18 protein-coding genes and 1 pseudogene are annotated in these 25,043 nt (G+C 63.1%); 9 read left to right on the forward strand and 10 right to left on the reverse strand.

Features of this window, described 5'->3' with window-relative positions; genetic code table 11:
• Window positions 1–22: 22 nt before the first annotated feature.
• The 5 genes from CCD76_RS16735 to cysD all read right to left on the reverse strand — a co-directional run bounded on the left by CCD76_RS16735 (window position 23) and on the right by cysD (window position 5,821).
• Entirely contained in the window at window positions 23–442 is a 420-nt protein-coding gene (locus tag CCD76_RS16735; protein WP_179208952.1) for an ABC transporter permease, read from the reverse strand.
• Between the two features lie 79 nt (window positions 443–521).
• Window positions 522–2,255, reverse strand: coding sequence for a polysaccharide biosynthesis/export family protein (locus CCD76_RS16740; protein ID WP_256961347.1), 1,734 nt, complete (start codon window positions 2,253–2,255; stop codon window positions 522–524).
• 182 nt (window positions 2,256–2,437) lie between these two features.
• Window positions 2,438–2,839, reverse strand: a complete 402-nt coding sequence (locus CCD76_RS16745; RefSeq protein ID WP_087720562.1) for a DVU3141 family protein — start codon at window positions 2,837–2,839, stop codon at window positions 2,438–2,440.
• Between the two features lie 169 nt (window positions 2,840–3,008).
• The gene (cysN, locus tag CCD76_RS16750; protein ID WP_087720563.1) at window positions 3,009–4,904 is read right to left on the reverse strand and encodes a sulfate adenylyltransferase subunit CysN; all 1,896 of its coding nucleotides are present in this window, start codon (window positions 4,902–4,904) and stop codon (window positions 3,009–3,011) included.
• Complete coding sequence (gene cysD / locus CCD76_RS16755; protein WP_087720564.1) at window positions 4,901–5,821, reverse strand: sulfate adenylyltransferase subunit CysD; 921 nt, start codon at window positions 5,819–5,821, stop codon at window positions 4,901–4,903. Before cysD ends, cysN begins: the two co-directional genes overlap by 4 nt.
• Before the next feature lie 724 nt (window positions 5,822–6,545).
• Between cysD and CCD76_RS16760 the strand changes: the two genes are divergently transcribed.
• The 7 genes and pseudogenes from CCD76_RS16760 (at window position 6,546) to CCD76_RS16790 (ending at window position 21,371) form a co-directional block, all read left to right on the forward strand.
• Window positions 6,546–8,606: a capsular polysaccharide biosynthesis protein gene (locus CCD76_RS16760; RefSeq protein WP_087720565.1), complete on the forward strand. Its 2,061-nt coding sequence runs from the start codon at window positions 6,546–6,548 to the stop codon at window positions 8,604–8,606.
• 1 nt (window position 8,607) lies between these two features.
• Window positions 8,608–9,870, forward strand: coding sequence for a capsule biosynthesis protein (locus CCD76_RS16765; RefSeq protein WP_256961348.1), 1,263 nt, complete (start codon window positions 8,608–8,610; stop codon window positions 9,868–9,870).
• Entirely contained in the window at window positions 9,867–10,649 is a 783-nt protein-coding gene (locus tag CCD76_RS16770) for an SDR family NAD(P)-dependent oxidoreductase (RefSeq protein WP_087720567.1), read from the forward strand. Before CCD76_RS16765 ends, CCD76_RS16770 begins: the two co-directional genes overlap by 4 nt.
• Window positions 10,646–12,199 (forward strand): LTA synthase family protein, encoded by a 1,554-nt coding sequence (locus tag CCD76_RS16775; protein ID WP_087720568.1) that lies wholly within the window; start codon window positions 10,646–10,648, stop codon window positions 12,197–12,199. The genes CCD76_RS16770 and CCD76_RS16775 overlap by 4 nt, the downstream gene beginning before the upstream one ends.
• 37 nt (window positions 12,200–12,236) lie before the next feature.
• Window positions 12,237–14,192, forward strand: a pseudogene (locus CCD76_RS20440) (type I polyketide synthase); the annotation flags it as partial.
• A gap of 67 nt (window positions 14,193–14,259) precedes the next feature.
• Window positions 14,260–20,052: an SDR family NAD(P)-dependent oxidoreductase gene (locus CCD76_RS20445; RefSeq protein WP_256961349.1), complete on the forward strand. Its 5,793-nt coding sequence runs from the start codon at window positions 14,260–14,262 to the stop codon at window positions 20,050–20,052.
• Entirely contained in the window at window positions 20,049–21,371 is a 1,323-nt protein-coding gene (locus CCD76_RS16790) for an aminotransferase class I/II-fold pyridoxal phosphate-dependent enzyme (RefSeq protein ID WP_087720569.1), read from the forward strand. Before CCD76_RS20445 ends, CCD76_RS16790 begins: the two co-directional genes overlap by 4 nt.
• A 160-nt stretch (window positions 21,372–21,531) precedes the next feature.
• On the opposite strand, the gene CCD76_RS16795 is transcribed toward CCD76_RS16790, so the two are convergent.
• The gene (locus CCD76_RS16795; protein WP_087720570.1) at window positions 21,532–22,899 is read right to left on the reverse strand and encodes a hypothetical protein; all 1,368 of its coding nucleotides are present in this window, start codon (window positions 22,897–22,899) and stop codon (window positions 21,532–21,534) included.
• 256 nt (window positions 22,900–23,155) lie between these two features.
• Between CCD76_RS16795 and CCD76_RS16800 the strand changes: the two genes are divergently transcribed.
• Window positions 23,156–23,332 (forward strand): FitA-like ribbon-helix-helix domain-containing protein, encoded by a 177-nt coding sequence (locus CCD76_RS16800; protein ID WP_256961350.1) that lies wholly within the window; start codon window positions 23,156–23,158, stop codon window positions 23,330–23,332.
• 67 nt (window positions 23,333–23,399) lie between these two features.
• Window positions 23,400–23,552: a PIN domain-containing protein gene (locus CCD76_RS16805; protein WP_256961351.1), complete on the forward strand. Its 153-nt coding sequence runs from the start codon at window positions 23,400–23,402 to the stop codon at window positions 23,550–23,552.
• Between the two features lie 18 nt (window positions 23,553–23,570).
• Here CCD76_RS16805 and CCD76_RS16810 read toward each other — a convergent pair whose 3' ends face one another.
• From CCD76_RS16810 to CCD76_RS16820, 4 genes are all read right to left on the reverse strand, one after another.
• Window positions 23,571–23,876, reverse strand: a complete 306-nt coding sequence (locus CCD76_RS16810; RefSeq protein ID WP_087720571.1) for a HigA family addiction module antitoxin — start codon at window positions 23,874–23,876, stop codon at window positions 23,571–23,573.
• 16 nt (window positions 23,877–23,892) lie between these two features.
• Entirely contained in the window at window positions 23,893–24,168 is a 276-nt protein-coding gene (locus tag CCD76_RS16815; protein WP_087720572.1) for a type II toxin-antitoxin system RelE/ParE family toxin, read from the reverse strand.
• Between the two features lie 145 nt (window positions 24,169–24,313).
• A complete protein-coding gene (locus tag CCD76_RS20090) occupies window positions 24,314–24,478 on the reverse strand; it encodes a hypothetical protein (RefSeq protein WP_179208953.1) in 165 nt (54 codons plus the stop codon).
• Window positions 24,475–25,026 (reverse strand): phytanoyl-CoA dioxygenase family protein, encoded by a 552-nt coding sequence (locus tag CCD76_RS16820; protein WP_087720573.1) that lies wholly within the window; start codon window positions 25,024–25,026, stop codon window positions 24,475–24,477. Before CCD76_RS16820 ends, CCD76_RS20090 begins: the two co-directional genes overlap by 4 nt.
• Window positions 25,027–25,043: the final 17 nt, after the last annotated feature.

Below are 25,043 nucleotides of genomic sequence, written 5' to 3' on the forward strand. Positions count from 1 at the left end.
GACTGCCATCCACCAGATTTGACTATAACTCCATGCCTTCGAGAAAACAGCGGACCAGCACCGGGTCGATCGGCTTGACCTGGCGATAGGCGAACAGTCCACGGTTGGCCTCCACCGCGCCGATCGAACGCATCATGTTCTCGCGGAACAGCATGAAGCCCATCAGCCCGACCACCATCCAGGCCACGTAATCGGCGCCGGCGATGTGGCGGCCGGACATGAACAGCCCCCGCACCGACACCATCACGCCGATGATCGCCAGCGGCTCGAAGATCATCCAGAACCAACCCATGCGATCGGCCATGGTGCGCGAGATCGCTTCCCGCATGAACATGGCGAACCACACGCTTTTGGCGACCCGCCATGACGAGCGCGAAGGCGCGCCAGCCGGCCTCGAGAAATCCGGTTGTGAAAAATCCGGTCGTGAAGAATCTATAGCCATGATGGATTACCCCCGATGGTGCGCGCGTGATGCGCATGCCCGTCGGAAAGAGCACGGAAAGATCGCGGGTCGAATGCGCTCATAGGTCGAGCGCCACGCGAGTGGCCACGGCAATCTGGAACAGGATCTGGGTAATCGAAGACGCCAGTTCGATATTGCTCGTCGGGGCTGCCGGGAGAACGATGATCTCATCGCCGGCGCGCATCCGGGTCTGACCCGACTGGACGACGGCACCATTGCGGTGAACCACCAGGACCTGATCTTCGTCGGCCCTGGGCGTGAATCCGCCGGCCTGCTGGATGTAATCCATGGCGGTCATGCCCGGCGTGAAGACCATCGCCTGGGGAATGATCACTTCGCCGCTCAACAGGACGGAGTCGGTGTTCTCGGGGATCGTGACGATATCGCCGTCCTGCAGCCGGATGTCCGCGACATTGCCTTCCCGGGCGACGACCAGCCGACCGGTCGGCTTGACCTGGGACGCCTTCTGCACGAAGCGCTCGATCAGCTCCGCCTGACGCACCTGAATCTCGCCTTCCTTGGCCGTGCGGGCCGGGTAGCCGAGATAGGTCGTCTCGAGCCGACGCAGGCTGTCCTTCAATGACTGGGCCTGCTGCTCCGCCACGCTGATCCGGCGGATGGAAATATCCTGATAGCTGGTCATGTTCCGGGGCACGCTGATCGCATTGAGAAACTCGCCCAGACGCGCATCCCGCGGCAGCGCATAACGTGAAGGCCCGTAATAGCTGCCCTCCACCTGGACCACGATGGTCTCGTCGCGCAGGTCGGCGCTGAACAGCACCTCGTCGCCGCGGCGCACCTCGGCGCTGCGAAACTCCGCCAGCGGCAGATAGCGGGAGATCGGGCCCGACGGGCGGCTACCACGCAGCAGCACGTGCGATACGCCGGATTTCAGCCGCGCCAGGTTGATCACGTCCTGCCCGGTCAGGGCATCGCCGATCAGCTCGTAGCGGTAGTTCTTCTGCACGTCACCGACGACGCTGATGGCCGGCCCGCGCTCCTCGACCACGATGGTGTCGCCGTCCCGAAACTGCGGTCGCGCGATATCGCCATTGATGAGGAAGTTGTAAAGATCAACGACGTTGACGACCCGGTTGCCACGCTTGATCACGACCTGGCGATAGCTGCCCAGCGCCTGGTCGATGCCGCCGGCCTGATCGAGGAAATAGAGCACCGAATCGTTCGGTGTCCCCGAGTAGCGCCCCGGATTCATCACGTAGCCCGTGACGAAGACCCCCACCGGCTGCACGCCCTGCAGATTGGTGTAGACGCTGACGTTTTCCGGGTAGACCGACTGGATTGCCCCACGCACCCTGGCATTGAGCTGGGCGTTGGAGATGCCCTGGACCTGCAACGGCCCGATGCTCGGCAGGAAGATGTTGCCCTGCGCGTCCACCGCCAGCACGCGATCGATCTCGACCCCGCCCCAGACTCGGATCGTGATCTGGTCGCCAGGCTTGATCAGATAATCGGGATTGAGCCCGTCGGCCATCATTCCGCGGAAGCCGCCGCTGAACAGATTCTCGCCGAACGGCGGCAGGCTGTTGGGATCGACCATGGCCTGTGCCCGAGGATCGACCGGCCCATAGGTGCCGCTATCCCAGTCGGCTCGCGGCGTCGTCTCGGCCATGTCGCCCTCTTCCGTCTGCGAGGTCATCGCCTGTGCCTCCTGGTCGCTACCCAGCAGCGTGCTGCTGTTCAACCCGATGGCCTGCCCGTGAGCAAGGTTGGCGCTCAAGCACGCTACCGCCACCAGGCACATGGCCCGGAAAATCATTGCTACCCGCTTCATGATGGTTCCCTTCCTTCACGTTTTTTCAGGCCACGAATACCGGATATCGAAACATTGAATAACCGGCCAAATGCCACTGAAGGCACTTGTCAATTCGGTGGCAGCCAGGTCGTTCCGGCATCTGGAACGACGGATTTCGACGGCTTCGCCGATCACGCATCCGAACGACTTTCGGACGCGATCTAGCGAATGATTTCCGTCACCAGACGTTGTGCGTACCAGCCTTTACCGGGCACCAGGCAGGTGATTTCCCCCGCCGGCAGGCTGGCCGGTGCCGCGTTGCGCGTGACATCCAGACGAACGCAGCGCCGGCCGCTGGCCGAGAAGTAGCGTTCGCGAGCATGAATCGCCACGTTGGCGCCCCAGGGCGACGTGGCGAGCGTGGTGACGCTGCCCGTGGCGGCGCTGTCGAGAAACGTCGCCAGTGCCGCGTTCACCGGCGTGGCATCGTCCATTGGCACCACGGCCGTATCGAGACGTTGCTGATAGGAGGTCGCGCACCCCGAGACGGCGGCGAGCGTCAGCGCCACCGCCAGCCATCGCGATGCGCGATCGAACCTGACTTTCCTGATTTCTTTTTTCATCGTGCCCACCTTTCCCTCGATTTCCCGCGCGTTATCGCCGAGAACCTCGCCTGCTGTTGCGATGTAATGAATTGCTGCTTCTCTACCCACTGACTTCCATTCACTGACTGCTCATCCTTGAAAAATCGACTGCTTTCATGCCCGCCTATGCGAGCATGATTCATGCCCTTCAAATGATCCGATGCCGACGCAGCGCCGCGATGAGTCGCCCGACGGTTTCCTCGAGGTCATAAGCGGAGGTGTCGATTTCGACTTCGGGAGATTCCGGCGCCTCATAGGGGGAACTGATGCCGGTGAACTGGCTGATCTCGCCGCGACGCGCCTGGCGATAAAGTCCCTTGGGATCGCGCTGTTCGCAGACCGAAAGCGGGGTATTGACGAAGACTTCGATGAACTCCCCGTCTTCCACCAGGTTGCGGATCATGCGACGGTCGTCGCGAAACGGTGAGATGAACGAGACCAGCGTGACCATGCCGGCGTCGACCATAAGCTTGGCCACTTCGCCGATCCGGCGGATGTTCTCCTGGCGGTCCTCGTCGCTGAAGCCGAGGTCGCGGCACAGGCCGTGGCGGACGTTGTCGCCGTCCAGCAGATAGGTGTTGTAACCCATGCCGAAAAGCTGTCTTTCCAGCGCATCGGCCACCGTGGACTTGCCCGCCCCGGAAAGGCCGGTGAACCAGATGATGCTCGGCTTCTGGCGATTGCGTTCGGCACGCCGACGCTTGGTGACCGCCATGTCGTGCCAGACGATATGGCCGACGTTCAGCGCATCCACGACCATGCCGGCGCCGACCGTCAGGTTGCTCAGCTTGTCGATGAAGATGAAATTGCCGGTTTCCGGAGAGCGCTGATAGCTATCCAGCACCAGCGGCTGGGTGACCTCGATCTGGCAGCGGGCGATGCCGTTGAGACCCAGGGTGTCGGCGGCACTGCGCGCCATGGTGTTGACGTCGACCTGGTAGACGATGCGGACGACACGCCCCGGCACGATGCGAGTGCCGGCCTTGATCTCGTACTCATGGCCCAGCATCAGCGGCGTCTCGTGCATCCACACCACGTCGGCGGTGAATGCCGTGCAAGGCTCGATGTTGCTGTTCGCCGCGACGAGGGTATCGCCACGGGAGATGTCGATCTCGTCGTGCAGCGTCAGCGTCACCGATTGCCCCGGATAGGCCACGTTCAGGTCGCCATCGTTGGTCACGATGCGCGCCACGGTCGAACGCTTACCGGAGGGCTCGACCCGAATCTCGCTCCCCACCTCGACGGCACCGGCCGCCAACGTGCCGCAGTAACCCCGGAAGTGGAGATTGGGTCGATTGACGTACTGCACCGGGAAGCGCAGCTCGTGCAGGTTCTGCACCGACAGGGTCTCGATCTGCTCGAGCTGGGTCAGCAGCGGCGCCCCGTCGAACCAGCGCATATCGCTACTGGGATTGACGACGTTGTCGCCGTTCAGCGCCGATATCGGCAAGAAGCGCACGTCGGTCACGTTCAGCCTGTCGGCGAAGTCGCGGTAGTCGGCAACGATCTCCTGGAACCGGGCCTCGGAGTAGTCGACCAGGTCCATCTTGTTGACCGCGATCATGAAGTGACGAATGCCGAGCAGATCGCAGATGAAACTGTGCCGCCGGGTCTGCAACTGCACGCCGTAGCGCGCATCGATAAGGATCACCGCCAGGCTGGCGGTGGAAGCGCCGGTGGCCATGTTGCGGGTGTACTGCTCGTGTCCCGGGGTATCGGCGATAATGAACTTGCGCTTGTCGGTGGAGAAAAACCGATAGGCGACATCGATGGTGATGCCCTGCTCCCGCTCCGCCTGCAGCCCATCGACCAGCAGCGCCAGATCGACCTGGCCGCCCACGCTGCCCCGTAGACGAGAATCCCGCGTCACCGCAGCCAGCTGGTCTTCCCGGATCATCCTGGCGTCGTGGAGCAGCCGACCGATCAGGGTCGATTTGCCGTCATCGACGCTGCCACAGGTGATGAACCGCAACAGCCCCTTGCTCTCGTGCTCCCTGAGGTGGCGGTCGATGTCATTGGCGAACAGCGCGGGTTGATGGGTCATCGGACGGCCCCCTCGCGCGTTTGCGGCTCCACGGTACCGACGCGACCCTGTTCCACGACGGGACCGAAGCGCTCGCCGGTACGGGTAAGCAGCATCTCCTCGATGATGTCCGGCAAGGTAGTCGCGCGTGATTCGGTGGCACTGGTCAGCGGGTAGCAGCCCAACGTGCGGAAGCGTACCCAGCGCTCCTGCGGCACCTCATCATCGGCCAGCGGGAACCGGGCATCGTCGACCACGATCAGCCTGCCGTCCCGCACGACCGTAGGGCGTGGGGCCGCGTAATAGAGCGGCACGATGGCGATCGATTCGAGATGGATGTATTGCCAGATATCCAGCTCGGTCCAGTTGGAAAGCGGGAATACCCGGATCGATTCGCCCGGGTTGATCTTGCCGTTGTAGAGACTCCACAGCTCGGGCCGCTGCTGCCTGGGGTCCCAATGGTGATGCCTGTCGCGAAACGAGTAGACGCGCTCCTTGGCGCGGGAAGCTTCCTCGTCTCTTCGCGCGCCCCCGAACGCCGCATCGAAGCCGTACTTGTCCAGCGCCTGCTTGAGCGCCTGGGTCTTCATGATGTCGGTATATTTGGCGCTACCGTGATCGAACGGATTGATACCGGCGGCCTGACCCTCTTCGTTGACGTGCTCGATCAGCTCCATGCCGACCTGAGCGGCCACTCGATCGCGGAACGCCATCATTTCGCGGAACTTCCAGTTGGTATTGACGTGCAGCAGCGGAAACGGTGGCGTCCCCGGATAGAAAGCCTTGCGCGCCAGGTGCACCATCACCGACGAATACTTGCCGATCGAATACAGCATCACCGGATTGCGAAACTCCGCAGCCACTTCTCGAATGATCTGAATCGACTCTGCTTCGAGTTGCCGAAGGTGAGTGAGAGCCCTGATTGTAAGTTCACGCATAACATGTCCATGCATCCGATCGAGAGTAACGAAACGAAAGTTCCCAATGGTCAAAACCGGCTCGAGAACACTCGGGACGCCGCTGCCATTTGTTGTTTTCGAGACCTTTTTCGACCAATTGCCCAGTCCAAGTCAAACTTTAAAATCGCGACAGGTAAGCTCATGTAAAGCGTCAACACCCTTTTCAGAAGCGTTGGCAAAAACAATTACACAGCACGGACTCATACTAAAATACGAACCTCTAACAACACCATCAAGCCACTGTTTTTAAACGAATTAAACTCAAAATAGCGGTATTGAACACGCCATATTGGTAGTGACATCCATTAGCAGCAAGCTGCACGTCGTGAAATTACCCAAACATGCCAAGACCTATGTAAGCCATTCGCTTAACTCAAAAACAACGAATTAAATACCTCGATAAAAAAAGACAAAGCATGAGTTTATTAATCCCCGGAGCACCGGTTTTCCCCGCAGAAAAGTTTACTTACACTTCCCTCGTTAGTTAGTACATTAACGGTTACAAAAAATTCTTAGCTTTATCAATTCGACACACCGTAAAAGCAGGCTTATTCTGCGCGTTGAGTTACAATAAATTTGAAATTTGCCTTAGCACTGGGACTCGAATCGCTCGAGTGCTCTTGGGAACCAAGCAAGAGGCAGTGATGCAAACTTTTATTTGACGTTCTCTTTGACGACGGACCGCATCCGCTTTTAGTGACCCATGCCCAACGATTCGACAGTCCTGCGACCGTCCTCCCCCCGTGTGGCCGGCTATCTCTCCAAAGGCTTGGCACGCTGGAATATCATCCGCTGCCTGCTACCGGAATATTCGCGCCAGGTCCGCCTCAGACCGGGTAGCCGACAGCCCGTCGATGCGATTCTCGGCTGGGGCTTGAAGCCCACCTCGACACAGGCAAGACGGTTGGCCGCGCGGCGCGGCGTGCCTTACGTCGCCATCGAGGACGGCTTCCTGCGCTCGCTGGGGCTGGGCGTCAACTATTCCCAGCCGCATAGCCTGGTCGTTGACTGCAGCGGCATCTATTACGACGCGACCCGCCCGTCCGACCTGGAACGGCTGCTCACCGAGGCCGATTTCGAGACCGACGAGCTGGAACGTGCCACCCAGGCCATGCAGCGTCTGCGCCAGCTGCGGCTGTCGAAATACAATCACGCGCCGGACCGGCCACTGCCTCCCGCCGATCGGCCGCGAGTGCTGGTCATCGACCAGACCCGTGACGACGCCTCCATTACCCACGGCATGGCCGATGCCAGTTCGTTCCAGCGCATGCTGGAGCGCGCCATCGACGACCATCCGGAGGCGGAAATCCTGGTCAAGACCCATCCCGACGTCATCGCCGGGCGCAAGCAGGGATATCTGACCCAGGCATCAAAGCACCCCCGCTGCCGGCTGATCGGTGACGATCTCAACCCCTGGGCGTTATTTGACGCCGTCGGCTCGGTCTACGTGGTCACCAGCCAGTTGGGGCTCGAGGCGCTGATGGCAGAAAAGCCGGTGCACTGTTTCGGCATGCCGTTCTATGCCGGCTGGGGGCTGACCCGGGATGCGCTACGCTGCGAGCGCCGCCAGCGTCAACGCACACTGCCGGAACTGTTCGCCGCGGCCTATCTGCGCTACTGCCGCTACGCCAACCCCTATACCGGGCAAGCGTCGACGCTGGAGGCCACCATTGACCTGATCGCCGACCAGAAGCGTCAGCGTGACCGACTTGCCGGGCGTTGGCTGGCTGTCGGCTTTTCCAGCTGGAAACGCGCCTTCATTACCGATTTCCTCGGCCCGGCGTCGAGCGTGCGCTTTCTCCAGGGCGATCGTCCTCAGCCGCTCGAACTGGAAGGACGGGACAGCCTGGTGGTGTGGGGGCAGAAAGCCACCGACGAGATCAAGGCGCTATGCCGTCAGCACGGCCTGAAATTATGGCGAATGGAGGATGGCTTCGTGCGTTCGGTCGGGCTCGGGGTCGACCTGACCCGGCCGCTGTCATTGGCCTTCGACTCTCGCGGACTCTATTACGACGCCAATAGCCCCAGCGATCTCGAGCACCTGCTGGCGAAGACCGATTTCGAACCTGCGCTGCTGGCACGTGCCAACCGCCTGCGCCAGCGCCTGATCGAGCTGAAGCTGTCGAAGTACAACGTGCGTGGCAAGACGCGACCTACGCTGCCGACGGAGGTCATCGGCGCCCGCCCGATCGTGCTGGTGCCCGGCCAGGTCGAGAGCGACGCCTCGATCGCCCATGGTTCACCCGAGATCAAGACCAATCAGGCGTTGCTCGAGGCCGTCCGACAGAATCGGCCCGACGCATTCGTCGTCTACAAGCCGCATCCGGACGTCGTCTCGGGGGCACGGATCGGCCTGTTCGACAACACCGCACGCAAGCTCTACGACCTTGAACTGGTCGACTACGACATCGTCGATCTGATCGCACTTGCCGACGAGATCCACACCATGTGCTCGTTGACGGGCTTCGAAGGGCTGTTGCGGGGTGTGGAAGTGCATACCTACGGGCTGCCGTTCTATGCCGGCTGGGGGCTGACCCACGATCGGCTACATGCCTCGCGTCGCCAACGACGGCTGACGCTGGACGCGCTGATCGCTGGCGCGCTGTTGATGTATCCAACCTACGTCGACCCTGCCACTGGCGAGCTTTGCAACGCCGATACCGCCGTCGAACTGATGCGGCAGCAGCGCGACCAACGCTCGGGACTTCCTCTGCGCGTCCGCCTGTATCGGCTATACCGCAACCTGTTTTCCAGAAGGCGATGACTTGAGTGCTTTGACTTTGAGCAACATGCGCAAACACTTTTTGCTGCTACAAGGTGTCTGCTCCCCGTTCTTCGACCGGCTGGGCGAGCGGTTGCGGGCGGCGGGCCATGCGGTGACCAAGGTCAATTTCACCGTGGGTGACAGCGTCTACTGGCGCCAGGGAAACACCTACGTCTATCGTGGCCAGGCCAAGGACATTCCCGAGTTCCTCTGCGGGATCTGGGATCGTCACGGCATCACCGACCAGGTGGTCTTCGGCGACCGTCGCCCAGTGCATCGTCGGGCGATTCTGGCCGCGCGTCGTCGCGGCATCCGCAATCACGTCTTCGAGGAGGGCTATTTCCGGCCTTACTGGGTCACGTTGGAACGCGAGGGCGTCAATGCTCATTCGCTGCTGCCACGCGCCCCGGAATGGTATCGGGAAGCCGGCAGGCGCCTGCCCAGCGTCGGGCGCCCCCAAGCCTTTCCCAACCAGTTCCACACCCGTGCGCGGCACGACGTGCTCTATCATCTGGCCGGCGTCGTGAACCCGTTCCTGCATCCGCACTATCGCAATCACGCCCTGGTCACGGCGCCGGTGGAGTACGCCGGCTTTCTGCTGCGCAAGCTCCGCAAGCCACATTGGAAACGCAGTGACGACGAGCGATTGCAGGCGCTATTGGGGTCCGGGCGGCCGTTCTATCTGTTGCCACTACAGTTGAAGAGCGACGCCCAGATCCGTTACCACTCCGACTACAAGAACATGCAGGAAGTGATCGGCAAGGTGGCCGCTTCGTTCGCCTACCATGCACCAAGCGATGCATTTCTGGTGATCAAGAACCACCCGCTCGACATGGGGCTGGCCCAGTACGCACGGCTGATCAAGGTATTGGCCCATGAATACGACCTGGGCGACCGCCTGGTCTACCTCGAAGGCGGCAACCTCGAGGCCCTGCTCAAACGAGCCAACGGCCTGATCACGGTCAACAGCACCGCCGGCAACGTGGCGCTGGGATTCGGCTGCCCGACCCACACCCTGGCCTCACCGATCTACGACATCGCAGGTTTGACTCATCAGGGCACGCTGGATGATTTCTGGCTCGATACCCCGGCCCCCGACGCGACACTCTTCCGAGCCTACCGCCGAACGGTCGCCCAGACGGTTCAGATCAATGGCGGGTTCTACTGCCGTCCCGGCATTGACCTGGCCGCGGAAAATGCCCTTCAAGCGCTACAAAGAGAGCGCTCTCCATTAAAGCAACTCATGGATGAAATCGCGTCATGACCCGAATCGTCATTACCGGCGCCACTGGGGCCATCGGCCAGGCTCTGGCTGCCGTTTATGCCAGACCCGGCAACCAATTGATCCTGCACGGGCGCCAGCGTGATGTGCTCGAGAGGCTGGCCGATACCTGCCGCCATACCGGCGCCGAGGTCGAGCTGAGCCAGGCCGAACTGGGCGATGACGACGCGCTGTTCGCCTGGCTGGATTCGCTGTGCACGCCCACAGTGCCGGATATCGTCATCATCAATGCCGGCATGAACATCAACATCGGCGAAAACGGCAGTGGCGAGCCGTGGGAAGACGCCAGCCGTCTGCTCGAAATCAACCTGCGCGTGCCGATGGCGATGGGTAACTACCTCGGCAAACGCATGCGCGCCGCCGGCCACGGCCAGCTCGTGCTGATGAGCTCGCTCGCGGCCTATCACGGCCTGCCGGTCACGCCGAGCTACAGCGCCAGCAAGGCCGGCGTCAAAGCCTATGGCGAAGCCCTGCGCGGCTGGTTGGCGCCTTACGGCGTCGGCGTCAGCGTGGTCATGCCGGGCTACGTCAGTTCGAAGATGTGCCACGAGATGCCCGGCCCCAAGCCATTTCTGTGGCAACCCGAACGCGCTGCCAAGGTCATTGCCCGGGGCATTGAGCGCAACCGTGCCCGGATCAGTTTCCCGTTTCCGCTCAACTTCGGCTGCTGGTGGCTGGCCGTGCTGCCGGCGGCGATCTCGCAGCGCCTGCTGACGTTGTTCGGCTACGATCACGACCATGGCGGCGGAGCGCATCGATGATTCACGGATTCTGGAACGGTTTCTGGGCTACGATCACCACGCTGGCCGTCACGAGCCTTTTCGAATGGATACTGAAACCGCGCCCCCAGCCGCTATGGCAGCGTGCGCCGGCCGCGATCGCCGTGCATCTGGCGACCGCGGTGCTGCACTTCGCCTTCTGGCTGCTGGTGGTGCAGCGCCCCTGGTTCGCAATGGTGATCGCCGCCTCGCTACAAATGGTGGTCATCCAGGTCAACAACACCAAGTCGACCTCCCTGCGGGAACCCTTCCTGTGTCAGGACTTCGAGTACTTCGTCGATGCGATACGCCATCCTCGGCTCTACATCCCGTTTTTCGGTATCGGCCTGACCATTGCCGCCAGCCTGGCCGGTGCCATCGCGATCGGCATCGGCTTCTGGCTCGAGCCCTCGCTTTACGGTCATGCCGATGCGCCCTGGTCACTGCTGAGTACGCTGGTGCTGGTCGCAGCGAGCGTCGCCGTGCTGGCCTGGCAACTGCCCCGCCTGCCCGACTGCACGCTGGTGCCCAACGACGACCTGGTCCGGCTTGGCCTCTACCCCTATCTCTGGGCTTACGGCCGGCTGACACGCCATCCGATCGACCGCCAGGATAACGACGCCGCCTTCGCCGCGCCGGCCGATCCTGACGCGATCGATGCCGCCAGGCTGCCGAACGTGGTACTGGTCCAGAGCGAATCCTTCTTCGATCCGCGCGACTGGCATCCGGCCATTCGCCGCGAACTGCTCGGTGAATATGACGCTCTGATGGCCGAGGCCACGCTGGCCGGGCGTTTCGACGTGCCCGCCTGGGGCGCCAATACCGTGCGCACAGAGTGCGCGGTACTCACCGGATTCACGCCGTCCCGGCTCGGCGTGCATCGCTTCAATCCCTATCATCAACTATCCACATTGCCGGTCAACAATCTGGCCGGCGCGCTCAAACGCCTCGGCTATCGCACCGTCTGCATTCATCCTTATCCCGCCAGCTTCTACCTGCGCGACAAGGTCTATCCCAATCTCGGATTCGACACGTTCATCGATATTGTCGACTTCGACATCAGCGAGCGTGACGGCCAGTACACCGGCGATCTCGCACTGGCGGAGCGGGTTCAGCAGCAGTTGGCAGTGGCCGACGAAAAACCGCTGTTCGTTTTCGTGATCAGCATGGAAAATCACGGCCCGCTCCATCTGGAAACGGCGGTCCCGGCCGTCGCCGAGCGGTGGATCGAAGGCGGCGTTACCAGCGGTTGCGAAGCGCTAACGGTTTATCTAAGGCATCTGCGCAATACCGATTGTATGCTTGGACGACTCAGGGATTCTCTTCGGAAAAATGAACGGCCCGGCATTCTGGGTTTCTACGGAGACCATGTGCCGATCATGCCGAAAGTCTACGCACTGCATGGCGAGCCGGATGGTTTAACGAACTATTTCATCTGGCAGACCGCACCCCATTCGAGCGATAACGTACGAATGACGCTCCCAGCCGATAAATTAGGCACAACGATCTACGACAGAATCATCGAACATGCCGGCGAGTTTGGTGCGAATTGAGAAAGGCGTAGCCAATGCTACGAAGCAAGGAGTCCCAATGACCAAACGCGTTGCCATCATCGGCGCAGCTCACCGGTTCCCGAGTGCCCCGACATCACAACGTTTCTGGCAAGCACTCAAGGCGGGTGAAGACCTCGTCACCACGGTCGCCGATGACCGCTGGGGTATGGAGGCCTATCGCCATCCCGACAAGCAGCACCCTGGCACCAGCTACACTTTTGCCGCCGGCAGTCTCGGCGACATTGCCGGCTTCGACGCCAGCTTCTTCGGCATCTCGCCGCGTGAAGCCGCCCAGATGGACCCGCAGCAGCGCATCCTGCTGGAAATGGCCTGGGAGGCGATGGAAGACGCCGGCATCCCGCCGCAGACGCTGCGCGGCAGTCAATGTGGCGTGTTCCTGGGTATCGCCAGTCTCGACTATTCGTACCGCATGGCCGACGACATGTCGGTGATCGACACCTCGACCGCGACCGGCAACACATCGAGCATCGCCTCGAACCGTATCTCCTACGTGTTCGACCTGCACGGCCCGAGCATGTCGATGGATACCGCCTGCTCCTCGTCGCTGGTCGCCTTTCACCAGGCGTGCCAGTCGATCCGCAGCGGCGAAACGGAAATGGCGCTGGCCGGCGGCATGAGCCTGCATCTGCACCCGTTCGGCTTCATCATCTTCTCCAAGGCGAGCATGCTCTCGCCCACCGGACGCTGTAAGGTCTTCGACGAATCCGGAGACGGCTACGTGCGTTCCGAAGGCGGCGGCATCTTCCTGCTCAAGGACTACGACAAGGCCGTCGCCGACGGCGACCGAATCCTGGCCGTCGTCGCCGGCAGCGGCGTCAATACCGACGGTTTCAAGAAAGGCCTGACCGTGCCCAACGCCGACGCCCAGGTCGCGCTGATGAGCCAGACCCTGGAGCGTGCGGGGCTGACGCCGGACGACATCGACTACCTGGAAGCCCACGGCACCGGCACCGCCGTCGGCGACCCGCTGGAAACCCGTGCCATCGGCGCGGCGATCGGCCAGAAGCGCAAGACGCCGCTGCCGATCGGCTCGGTCAAGAGCAACCTCGGCCATCTGGAGACCGCCTCCGGCATCGCGGGGCTGGCCAAGGCGCTTTATGCCCTGCGTGAACGCGAAGTGCCCGCCACCATCGGTATCCGCAAGGTCAACCCGCGGATCGACCTGGAAGGCTGGAATCTCGACATCGTCGACAAGCCGCGCAAGCTGAAAGCCGAAGGCCAGTTGACCATCGGCATCAACTCGTTCGGTTTCGGCGGCGCCAACGCCCATGTCATTCTGCAGTCGCCGAGCGAGACGCCGCAGCCCGAGACAGCCGGCCAGCCCCAGGCTCCCGTCCGCAAACTGCCGCTATGCCTGAGCGCCCGCAGCCCGGAAGCGCTGCGCGAGTTCGCCGCCCGCCTGAGCGATAACCTGACCGCGGGCAACGTATCGTTCTACGACACCGCCTACAGCCTGGCCTTCCGCCGCGAACGCCACCCGCACGCGGCGGTCCTGCTGAGCGATAACCCCGCCGACGCGATCACGCGGCTGGATGCCCTCGCCGCCGCCGAGAGCGTCCCCGGTGCCGCCGTTGGCGAACGGGTCGACGATGGCTACGGCCCGGTATTCGTCTATGACGGCAATGGCTGCCAGTGGGAGGCGATGGGCCGCACGCTGCTGAACGAATCCCCGGTCTTCGCTGCCGCCGTCGACGAGGTCGACGCGCTGTTCGCGCAATATGCCGGCTTCTCGCTGCGTGCCGAGCTGGGGGGGATCAATCAACAGAACGCCGCCGAGGGCGAAGATCGCCTGGCGCGGACCGAAATCGCCCAGCCGGCGCTGTTCGCGCTGCAGGTTGGCATAACCAGATTGCTCGAATCCGAAGGCGTGCGCCCCGCCGCCGTCACCGGCCATAGCGTCGGTGAAGTCGCCGCGGCCTGGGCCTGCGGCGCACTGAGCCTGGCCGATGCGGTCAGCGTCATCTACCACCGCAGCGCCTGCCAGGGCCGCACCCGGGGCAGCGGCGAAATGACCGCCGTCGGCCTCGGTGTCGATGCCCATGCAGCGCTGGCTGGACGATCCCGCCGATTCCAAGGACGGTTCCAAGAACGGTTCCAAGGGCTATGCCGACATCGTGATCGCCGGGGACAACAGCCCCAAGGGCGTGACGCTGGCCGGCCCCGCGCAAGCGCTCGAGCGCCTGGAAGCGGCGCTCTCCGCCGAACGGGTCTTCGCCAAACGCCTGGCGCTGGACTACGCCTTCCATAGCCCGGCCATGGACCCGATCCGCCAGGACGTGATCGACGCCCTGAGGCACATCACGCCTCGCGCCGGTCGCGTGCCGTTCATCTCCACCGTCGCCGGCAAGGTGCTGGAAGGCAGCGAACTGGGCGCCGAATACTGGTGGCTCAATATCCGCGAGCCGGTGCAGTTCGGGCCGGCGGTCGACTCGCTGATCGAATCCGGTGCCCGTGCGTTCATCGAGATCGGTGCTCAGCCCATCCTGCGTCGCTATCTCGCCGATGCCTTCACCGCCCGGTCGGTAACCGGCAGCGCCATCGGCACGCTGAGTCGCGATCATGACGGCGCCAGCGCCATGGAAGCCAGCCTCGCCGCCCTGCTGGTCAGCGGTGCCGTTTCTCCCGAGGCATGGTTCCCGGTTGCCGGACGTTTCGTCGACCTGCCGCACTACCCCTGGCAGCGGGAGCGCTACTGGATCAAGACCACCGGTGACTCCCAGGGCCTGATGGGACGCCACTACGAACATCCGCTGCTGGGCTACCGCCTGGCGCGCCAGGGCATGGCGTGGGAAAGCCAGCTCGATACCCGCCGCCTTCCCTGGCTGGCCGACCATCGCGTCGGTGACGCCACGGTCTTCCCCGGCGCCGGTTTCGCGGAACTGGCGCTCGCCGCCGCCGCGGCTGCCAAGGCATCGCCGGTGCTGGACATCGAAGCGCTTGAAATTCTCAGCCCGCTGCTGCTGGACGCCACCCATGGCAAGAAGCTGCAGCTGGAGATTCAGGACGCCGACGGCACCCTGACCATGAAGACCCGCGAGCCGGCCAGCGAGGATGCCTGGACGCTCAATGCCCGCGCCCGCATCGCGGCGCAGACGCGCGGCCTGCTGCTGACGCGTCGTGGCACGCCGCTGCCGGACCGGCCGGCGGATTATACCCGCGAGCAGCATTTGGCGATGGCCGCGCACGTGGGGCTGGAGTACGGCCCCGGCTTCCAGGCGATCAGCGACGTGTGGGTCGAGGGCGACCGTGCCGTGGGTCGCGTCGAGCTGCCCGCCGCCATTGCCGAGGATCAGCGCGACTGCCTGCTGGCACCGGGGATTCTCGACAGCGCCTTCCAGCTGTTCATTCCGCTACTCGCCGACGAACTCGCCAAGGCCGGCGGCCTGGCTTTCGTGCCGGTGCGTCTGGAACGACTCCAGCTACAGGTCGATGCCGCCCCGCCGGCATCGATGGAAGTCCGCCTGACCAGTCGCGCACCGCACTCGCTGTGCGCCGACGTGGCGCTGTTCGATGCCGCCGGCAACGCCGTGGCGGTGGTCGAAGGCGCGCGTTTCAAGGCCGCCCGCCTGCGCCACGCCGTACAGCATCGGCTCAGCTATCTCGACCATCGTCTGGTGCCGGCGCCGCGTGAAGCCGCCGCGCTGCCGCTCGACGACGCCACCGCCGAGCTGGCGCTGGGTCAGCTGATCGAGAACTACCGCAGCGTGACCGATGCCCGCTACGGCGACGAAGTCGAACCGCTGCTCGAAACGCTGGTCTCCACGTTTCTCGATGAAGCGCTGCGCGGCTACGCCGATAGCGACGGCCAGCTCTTTGCCGATCAACTGCTCGTCGACCCACTGCTCGTCGACCCACTGCTCGCCAAGAATCCCGAGACTGGCACGACCGAGCCCCGCCAGCGCCGCCAGGCGGTGATCGAACTCGCTCTTGCCATCGGCATCGCGGCGGAAACGCCGACTGGCTGGCAGTTGCAGGAAGCGCCCGAGATCGACGCGGCAACGATATGGAACCTGCTGATTCGGGACTACCCGGACTACGCCGCGCTGACCCACAGCATCGGCCGCTTCGGCCTGCACCTGACGGACTGGCTCGAAGGGCGTCTCGACGATCATCTTGATAGCCGGGCCACGCTGGGCTTGGATGCCCCGCGTCTGACACGGCTGGTACAGGCTGCCGTCAGTGAACGCGGCTGGTACGCGCTGGCAGATACCTGGCTTTCGCAATATGCCATGTCGCTGGAGCTGCTGCCGCCCCACCAGCGGCTGGTGATGCTCGAGGCCTCGGCGCTGCGTCCGCAGCTCGGCGAACGGCTGATGAGCGGCCTGACCGGCGATCGCGCCCAATATCGCTTCGTCGCCCTGAGAGACAGCGCATCGAGCGAAGCACAACCCCTGGCGGAACACGACGCCAGAGTCGATCTGCTGACGCTCGATGCCGACGCTCCCGCGATCGGTGCCAACGTCGCGCTGGTGACGCTGGATGGCACGCAGAACGAAATCGACAAGCTGCTGCGCTGGCTGCCGGCGCAGTTGGCGGACGACGCCCAGATCGCGTTTTTGGTACTGGGAGACACCGATTGGCAGTCGTTCCTGTCGATGGCGATGGAACCGGACACCCGCCCTGCCGATCTCCAGGCCACGCTGCAGCAACTGGAAGCGCTGGGATATCGTCAGATCGAACGCCACGCGCTGGAAAGCGAGCAAGGCGGCCTGCAGCTGTTGACCGCCCAGGCGCCGATGACGGCGCGCTCGACGGAAACCGAATCCGAGCGACTCCGTGGCGATGCGGCCCATCCCGCCGAGCAGTGGCTTATCATCAGCGACGACGCTGCCCAGTGGCTGGCGTCGAAACTGGTCAAGCGCTTCGAGACACTGGGCCAGACCGTGCACCACCTGGTCGGCAGCGAACTGGCGCCCCAGGACCTGCTCCCGCTGGCGCTCGAGTCCTTCGACCCGAGCCAGATCGTTGACCTGCGCGGCCTGGCAACCGCCGCCGAAGATCGCTGCGTACTGGCGGCTCAGTGGCTGCAGACACTGGAGGCTCACGAGAGCCCTGCCGCGCTCTGGTGGCTGACGCTGGGTGTGGGTGCGCATTTCTTCATCGCGCCCGAAGCCGCGCTTTCTACATGGTCCGACGCCACCGCGCTTTCTACGCAGTCCGACGCCACCGCGCTTTCCAAGCGGTCCGACGCCACCGCGCTTTCTACGCAGTCCGACGCCACCGCGCTTTCCAAGCTGCCCGAAGCCGCAGCAAGCGCGCCGCACGGTTCCATGTCGTCTGATCTTTCCAAGCTAGCTGAAGACGCCGCCTTGTGGGGCTTCGGACGTTCGCTGCAGAACGAGGCCGGGAGCCGTCAGGTGCGGCTGCTGGATCTGCCGCTGTCGAGCCGGGGCTCGCTGTCCAACGAGCTACTGGATTCGCTGCTGTTCGAGCTCAGCGTGCCGGATGCGGAAACCGAAATCGTGCTGGACGCCGACGGTCAGCGCTGGGTGCCGCGCCTGGGTCTGGCGCCGGCGCCCGACACGCAAGTCGGCGAGGAAGCCTCCGCCGGCGATCGCGCCGTCAGCCTGGGCTTCGAGCTGCCGGGTCAACTGCGCCACCTGCGCTGGCAGCCGCATGATCTTCCCGCGCCGCAAGCCGGCCAGGTCGAGATTGCGGTCAAGGCCACCGGACTCAACTTCCGCGACGTGATGTACGCGCTCGGCCTGCTCTCCGACGAAGCGATCGAGAACGGCTTCGCCGGCCCCACGCTGGGCCTGGAGTTCGCCGGTGAAGTGATCAGCGTCGGCGATCCCGATGGCTCGCTGCGCCCCGGTGACGCGGTGGTCGGCTTCGGCCCCGCCAGCTTCAGCGATCGGCTGGTCGCCGATGTCAACGCGGTGGCCAGGATCCCCGCCGACATCGGCTACGCTGCGGCGGCGACGATCCCGACGACCTTCTTCACCGTCTACTACTCGCTCAAGCATCTGGCTCGCGTACAGCCCGGCGAACGACTGCTGATCCACGGCGCGGCCGGCGGCGTCGGCCTCGCCGCGATCCAGGTCGGCCGCTGGCTGGGGGCGGAAATCATCGCCACGGTCGGCTCGCCGGAGAAGCGGGACTTCCTGCGGCTGATGGGGGTCGATCGCATCTACGATTCGCGCAGCCTGACCTTTGCCGAAGAGATTCTTCACGACAACTTCCTGGAACGTCAGCCTCGGGAAGGCGACGGCAGCGGCCAGCGTGTCGGCGCCGATGGCGTCGATGTGGTGCTGAACTCCCTGGCCGGTGAAGCGATCAACCAGAACCTTCGCGTACTCAAGCCGTTCGGCCGCTTCATCGAACTCGGCAAGCGCGACTTCTACGAGAACACCAAGGTCGGCCTGCGCCCGTTCCGTAACAACCTGAGTTACTTCGGCGTCGACTCCGACCAGCTGATGAGCGAGCTGCCGGAACTCACCGGCGAGCTGTTTACCGAGATGATGGCGCTGTTCGCCGACGGCACGCTGTCGCCGCTGCCGTACATCGCCTTCGGCAGCGACCGCGTGGTCGAGGCGTTCCGCTACATGCAGCAGGCCCGCCAGATCGGCAAGGTCGTCGTTACCTACGAACGTCCGCCGCAGATGGCACCAGCCCCCGCGAAGGACATTCCGCTGACGCTGGACGCTGCCGGCACCTACGTCGTGACCGGCGGCCTCGGCGGCTTCGGCCTGGCCACCGCCGAATGGCTGGCCGCCAAGGGCGCGCGCCAGCTGTTGCTGCTGAGCCGTCGCGGCCCCACCACCGAGGAAGCCGAAGCCGGCATCGCACGGCTGGAAGCGCTCGGCGTCACGGTGGCGGCGCGCGCCTGTGACGTAACCGATGCCGAGGCGCTCGAACGCGTGCTGGACGAAGCGGGCCAGAGCCTCGGCCCGATTCGCGGTATCGTCCACGCAGCGACCGTCATCGACGACGGCCTAATCCGCAATCTCGATGAAGCGCGTATCCGCCACGCCATGGCGCCGAAGCTCGAAGGCGCGCGCCATCTGGATTCGCTTACCGCCAACGATGCGCTCGAATTCTTCGTGGTCTACTCCTCGGCGACCACGCTGTTCGGCAACCCCGGCCAGGCGAGCTACGTGGCCGCCAACCACTGGCTGGAAGCCTTCACCGCCCACCGGCGCGCCAACGGACGTCCGGCCACGGTGGTGCGCTGGGGCGCGATCGAGGACGTGGGCTTTCTGGCCCGCAACACCCAGACCCGCGACAGCCTGCAGGAACGTCTCGGCGGCCAGGCGCTGACCTCGGCCGATGCCCTGGCGGTGCTCGAGCGCATGCTGGTGGCCGATGTCGCCTCGCTCGGCGTGCTCGAACTCGACTGGCGTGCGCTGGCGCGCTTCCTGCCCACGGCGGAAGCGCCGCGCTACCGGGAAATCGCCCGCACCGCCGAGGACGACGGCAGCCAGGAAGGCGACGACGACCTGCAGAAGCTGCTGGCCAGCCTGGCGCCGGAAGCGCTCTATACCACCCTGATCGATGTCCTCAGCAAGGAACTCGCCAAGATCCTGCTGATCGACGAGGAGAAGATCGATATTCACAAATCCGTCTACGACATGGGCTTCGACTCGCTGATGGGCGTCGAGCTGGTAACCGCGCTGGAAGCCCGCCTGGGCGTCCAGGTCCCGGTCATGGTGCTCAGCGAAGCCGGCACACTGGCCAAGCTGTGCGACTACCTGATGCTCAAGCTGCGTGGCGACGAAGCCCCGTCAGACAGCGATGAAGACGCGCTCAGCGGGCTGGCCGCCCAGCACGGCGTCGAGGTGCTGCAAAATGGCGGTGGATCACAGGGCGACGCCGGGGAGGCCAAATCATGAGCCAATCCCGCGACGTGCTGAAACAGCGCCTGCTGCAGGAAGCCCGCCAGCGCCGCCAGCAACGCCCGGAGGGCGATACCGCCCCCAGGCCGGCCGCGACCAGCGTCGACGAGCGCTTCATCCGCTTCGATCGTCATCCGGGCTATCAACAGCTCAAGATGATGCGCGAAGGCGGCAAGCGGTTGGGCATTCCCGATCCATTCTTCAAGGTCCACGAGAGCACTGCCGGGGCGACCACAGTGATCGGCGGGCGCGAGTGCATCAATTTCGCCAGCTACAACTACCTCGGCCTGGCTCATCACCCCAAGGTGATCCAGGCCGGCATCGACGCGCTGGAACGCTATGGCAGCTCGGTCTCGGCCAGCCGCCCGGTCTCCGGCGAACGGCCGATCCACCACGAGCTGGAACGGGCGATCGCCGAGACGTATGAAGTCGAAGACGCCGTGGCATTCGTCAGCGGCCATGCCACCAACGTTTCGACGCTGGGCTATCTGCTCGGCCCCAAGGATCTGATCCTTCACGACGAGTACATCCACAACAGCACCGTGGTCGGCGCGCAGCTCTCCGGCGCGCGCCGCATGAGCTTCGCGCACAACGATCCGGCCGCGCTCGAGGCGCTGCTGACGCGCCATCGCCGCCAGTTCGAGCGTGTGGTGGTGGTGATCGAAGGGCTTTACAGCATGGATGGAGACGCCCCGGATCTGAAACGCTTCGTCGAGATCAAGCAGCGCCACCAGGCGTGGCTGATGGTGGATGAAGCCCACTCCTTCGCCGTGATGGGCGACCGGGGGCTGGGGCTGCGAGAATACTGCGGCGTGCCGGCTCTCGATGTCGATATCTGGATGGGCACGCTCTCCAAGACACTCTCCGGCTGCGGTGGCTATATCGCCGGCTGTCGTGAACTGGTCGAGATGCTGCGCTACTTCGCGCCGGGGTTCCTCTACAGCGTAGGCATGCCCGCCCAGGTGGCCGGGCCGTCGCTGGCCGCCCTGCAGATCATGAAGGAAGAACCCGAGCGCCTGAAGCGCTTGCACGATATCTCGCGCTACTTCCTGCAGCAGGCGCGGCTCAAGGGGTTCGATATCGGCGAGAGCATCGGTGTCGCCGTCGTGCCGGTGATCGTCGGCAGCTCCGTGCTGGCCGCCGGGCTATCGGACGCCCTGCTCAAGGACGACATCAACGTACAGCCGATCCTTCACCCGGCCGTGCCCGAGAAGAGCGCGCGCCTGCGCTTCTTCCTCAACTGCGACCACACCCGCGAACAGATCGACCGGACCCTCGACATGCTCGAGACAGAGTGGAAAGCGCGTACCGCCTAGCGCGCGTTGTTACCCACCAAACGAACGCGGCCTTGCCATAGAAGTGGCAAGGCCGCGGTTGTATTCAAGCATTGACCCTCGGGCATACAGCGCCTCGGCTCCTGCGACTATCGGCGAGACGGCCGATTGCCTGCCCTACCGTTCGGAGCCAGCATTCGCTCTACCGCCCCGGCCAGTGGCGCCCCAGCCACCGCAGCAGCGGGTTGGTCGAATCGCTGCAGAATCGCTGCGGTTCCTCCCGGAATTTGCGCCATTTGCGCTTCGTGGGCGATAGCGGTGCCGGCGCATCGCTCTCTTCCCCCAGGAACCGCCGGCTGTGGTAGCTCATTGCCGCCAGCTCCGAGCCGATCTTGGCCTTTTGCGCCGCCGTCAGCCGATCCGCTTCCAGCTTTTCGGCAAGCTTGCGCGCCCTTTGTACGTGGTGCAGCAAGCGCCTGGGCATTTCCTGGTAGTTGGCTTCGATTCGAAGCTGGTCGAGCGTTTCCGCCAATTCCAGAGCAACACCGCTGGCTGCGTCTGGCGTGCCCAGCAAGCGCTCCAGGGCCGAATGCGGCAAGGCCGCTACGGAAGCCGATGCATTCTCATCACTGAGCAGCCCGCGGGATCGGGCAAAACGAAACAGAGCCACTTCCGGCACGCTGACCGGATTGGGCGGCACGAAGGGAAAGTACTCGAGCTCTCTGACGTTACCGCCTCGGGAGTGAATCATCGCGAAGCCCGCCAGACGCCAGAGCGATTTCAGATCGGGTGATTTGATCGCCGCCAGTTGTTCGTTGAGCGCCACGAAGTGGGGCTCGGCATCTTCGATGCGCGGATAATCCTCGGCCTTTCCCAGGTAATCGCGTAGATACGCCTCGGCCAGATCGATTTCGGCCAGCTCCCGCTCCAGGCTCTTCTTGTCCGGCAGGCGATAGCTTTCGAGAATGCGCTCGACTGGCAGCTTCAATACCTTGCACTGCCTTCTAAGCTTCAGACGGCGGTTGATCCAGGTGTAAGCGAGCTTGGTTTCCGGCGCCAGTTGCAGCGCCGACTCGACATACTCGGCATCTTCGGCGGTTGCCTCTTCGGGCATGACCGTTGCGCGAACCCGGCCGAAAGCGGCGTATCGGTCACTATCCTGCGCATGAAGCGCGCGCATTGCAGCAAGGCGTCGATTCCCGTTGACGACCACACCATCGTAGGTGATCAACAAGGGCTCGGTCTGCTGAGCCTGACGCGCCAGTTCCTCATAGATCGCCCCCCGCGGATCCTGAGATATCGGTACCAACAGTTGCTGAAGCGCTTCCTGCACCCATTTCTGGTCAATCTGCGAAGCAAACGTCTGCTCATCGAGATCCTGTTCACTCAGGTAACGATGAAGCTGGGTGATCAACCGCCCATTTTCAGGACGAAATAACGGTAGATCGACAGGCACCTCGACGACCGGCATCTCTCGGTATTCACCGCGAAAGAGAACGTAAGTGCTCCCGAACGACGCGCGCTCCAGTGCCGAGCGGATTTCACGTGCGGCTTCCTCGCGTGATGCCATCTCGCTGCTCCTCGTCGGGGTCGAGATTCAGGCTCATGGCAAGCGCTGCCCACCATGTCTTCGCCCATGTTCGGAGAGAAGCATAGTCAAGGCGGTGCAATTGACGCGAGATGAACCCGGCCGCCGTTCCCTGTTCACTATTGGCAGGTATCGGCACCCACTCATCGAACCGTCCTCAGAAACGCGGAAAGCAACCCGAAGGTTGCTTTCCAGTAGGGTGTTAACCGCATGCAACAGAAGCTGATGAGCCATGGGCATGATGACAATCAGAAGCATTCCTGATGAAGTACACGACGCATTGAAGGCACGGGCCAAGCGGCATAACCGCAGCACCGAAGCCGAAGTACGGGCCATCCTGGAAGAGGCCACATGGCCAGCAAAACGCCTTCACATGGGCGATGCTCTGGCAGCTCTGGGCCGCAAGGTGGGCTGACCAACGAAGACGTTGCGCTCTTCAATCAGGCGCGCGACAAGACATCGGCCAAGCCTATGAGATTTGAATGATCGTCCTTGATACCAACGTCGTTTCCGAGGCGATGAAACTCGAACCTAACCCGGCTGTCAGAGCTTGGCTCAACGCGCAGTCGGCCGAAACGCTATGTTTGCCCAGCGTTTCGCTGGCAGAGCTATTTGGCATTGCGCCGCCGCCCTAATCTGCTTCCGAATGCTTTTCAGGCCACTCTCAGAGAGGGCACCGCGCTGACATCTACTTCGCGCTCGGCATGCCAAGCGTCATGGGCCGCCTGAAGACGCAGCCACAGACCAGGGCCGTTGCCGAACAGCTTGCCGAGGCGTGCCGCCATTTCTGGTGATACAGGCTTGCGCGTAGCCAGAATGGCATGCAGCTGCTGGCGTGAGATGCCCAGCATCTTCGCGATGGCGCTCTTGCTGTAGTCCAAATCCTCCAGCATATCTTCGATCACCTCGCCGGGGTGCGGCGGGCAACGGCTGGAATCCTGCTTTGCCGTAATAGCCATATTGATTCCACCTCTCTCAGTGGTATTGCTCAAAATCAACCTGATAAGCGTTGCCGCCCTCGAATTCAAAGGTGAGGCACCATGGGCCATTCACATGCACGGTGTAACGCTTGGGATTGAAGCCCTGCAAGCCATGGAAGTTGTAGCCTGGTAAATTGATATCCTCAACGCTTGCGGCCTCGTTGATCACAGCCAAACGGATCAGGATGCGCCTATGCATACGCTTGTCGATCCTGGATTTACCGGTTTCCCACAACGTCGCCAGGCCCTTGCTCTTGAAGGTCTTGATCATGGGATCAGTGTAGTCTAACTGGCCACATGTGTAAACAAGTAGATTACAATACCAATACTACCATGGTGTCGGAGAGGATGAGTCGTTCAGAGAATGAGGAGTCGCTACCCGTGATTAAATGGCTCGAACCCATCGAGCCACAACACTACAACCGCCGCTGTTCGATCACGTGCCAGGATGACTTCCCGCCCTTGGCAGCAGCCCTGGCATCTTCCTGCCGACGCATGCGCTGGAGCACGCGGTATTGAAGTCGATTGAAGTAATAGAACCCCAAACCCGGTAATGGCAGGAAGGGATTGGTTCGGCTCATGCCCACAGCGCCAGACGGGAACTGCCCGGCTCTGCGTTGCCTCTGGCATGTACGCCAAAGGTGTTGGCGATGAGTAGCGTATTGGCTTTGACACGAAACGGCTGAGGGCCGGATACGCCCAACCGCTCCGCCTCTTCCTGACTCACCCGGAACGAGCCGCGGGCCGTATATCGATCCGCGTGTTCCCTGGCGCGCAGGCTCATCTGATATTCCCATTTGAGCCGCTCGCGATGCGGGCGGTTGGAACCAGGCACGAACACGAACGGACCGTTCTCGTCGGTCACGTCTTCGAGATAGAGCCAGAACTTCATGGTGGGCTGGAACGTATCGACATGCAGGTTCTTCTGCGGATCGCGCTCAGTCAGACTATCCCGGCTACCGTTGTGCACGTTCTCGATATGACAGATCGGTAAGCGAGCATGCCCGGCGCAATAACGGAACAGGCGCTTCAACGCGGCGTCTTCCAGTACTGCCTTGACCGCCGGCAGCTGCTCGATGACTTCCGGTGCCAGCAGAATTCGGTGCGTATTGGTATCACCCCGCCTCATTCACGAGGGTGCTGATT

The sequence above is a fragment of the Salinicola salarius genome, assembly GCF_002179555.1.
GTDB lineage: Bacteria > Pseudomonadota > Gammaproteobacteria > Pseudomonadales > Halomonadaceae > Salinicola > Salinicola salarius_A.

What these genes read in the sequence shown, in the direction of transcription:
- CCD76_RS16735 (WP_179208952.1), bottom strand. Translation starts at nt 442, where the DNA reads ATGGCTATAGATTCTTCACGACCGGATTTTTCACAACCGGATTTCTCG.
- CCD76_RS16740 (WP_256961347.1), bottom strand. Translation starts at nt 2,255, where the DNA reads ATGAAGCGGGTAGCAATGATTTTCCGGGCCATGTGCCTGGTGGCGGTA.
- CCD76_RS16745 (WP_087720562.1), bottom strand. Translation starts at nt 2,839, where the DNA reads ATGAAAAAAGAAATCAGGAAAGTCAGGTTCGATCGCGCATCGCGATGG.
- cysN (WP_087720563.1), bottom strand. Translation starts at nt 4,904, where the DNA reads ATGACCCATCAACCCGCGCTGTTCGCCAATGACATCGACCGCCACCTC.
- cysD (WP_087720564.1), bottom strand. Translation starts at nt 5,821, where the DNA reads ATGCGTGAACTTACAATCAGGGCTCTCACTCACCTTCGGCAACTCGAA.
- CCD76_RS16760 (WP_087720565.1), top strand. Translation starts at nt 6,546, where the DNA reads ATGCCCAACGATTCGACAGTCCTGCGACCGTCCTCCCCCCGTGTGGCC.
- CCD76_RS16770 (WP_087720567.1), top strand. Translation starts at nt 9,867, where the DNA reads ATGACCCGAATCGTCATTACCGGCGCCACTGGGGCCATCGGCCAGGCT.
- CCD76_RS16775 (WP_087720568.1), top strand. Translation starts at nt 10,646, where the DNA reads ATGATTCACGGATTCTGGAACGGTTTCTGGGCTACGATCACCACGCTG.
- CCD76_RS20445 (WP_256961349.1), top strand. Translation starts at nt 14,260, where the DNA reads ATGCAGCGCTGGCTGGACGATCCCGCCGATTCCAAGGACGGTTCCAAG.
- CCD76_RS16790 (WP_087720569.1), top strand. Translation starts at nt 20,049, where the DNA reads ATGAGCCAATCCCGCGACGTGCTGAAACAGCGCCTGCTGCAGGAAGCC.
- CCD76_RS16795 (WP_087720570.1), bottom strand. Translation starts at nt 22,899, where the DNA reads ATGGCATCACGCGAGGAAGCCGCACGTGAAATCCGCTCGGCACTGGAG.
- CCD76_RS16800 (WP_256961350.1), top strand. Translation starts at nt 23,156, where the DNA reads ATGATGACAATCAGAAGCATTCCTGATGAAGTACACGACGCATTGAAG.
- CCD76_RS16805 (WP_256961351.1), top strand. Translation starts at nt 23,400, where the DNA reads ATGATCGTCCTTGATACCAACGTCGTTTCCGAGGCGATGAAACTCGAA.
- CCD76_RS16810 (WP_087720571.1), bottom strand. Translation starts at nt 23,876, where the DNA reads ATGGCTATTACGGCAAAGCAGGATTCCAGCCGTTGCCCGCCGCACCCC.
- CCD76_RS16815 (WP_087720572.1), bottom strand. Translation starts at nt 24,168, where the DNA reads ATGATCAAGACCTTCAAGAGCAAGGGCCTGGCGACGTTGTGGGAAACC.
- CCD76_RS20090 (WP_179208953.1), bottom strand. Translation starts at nt 24,478, where the DNA reads ATGAGCCGAACCAATCCCTTCCTGCCATTACCGGGTTTGGGGTTCTAT.
- CCD76_RS16820 (WP_087720573.1), bottom strand. Translation starts at nt 25,026, where the DNA reads ATGAGGCGGGGTGATACCAATACGCACCGAATTCTGCTGGCACCGGAA.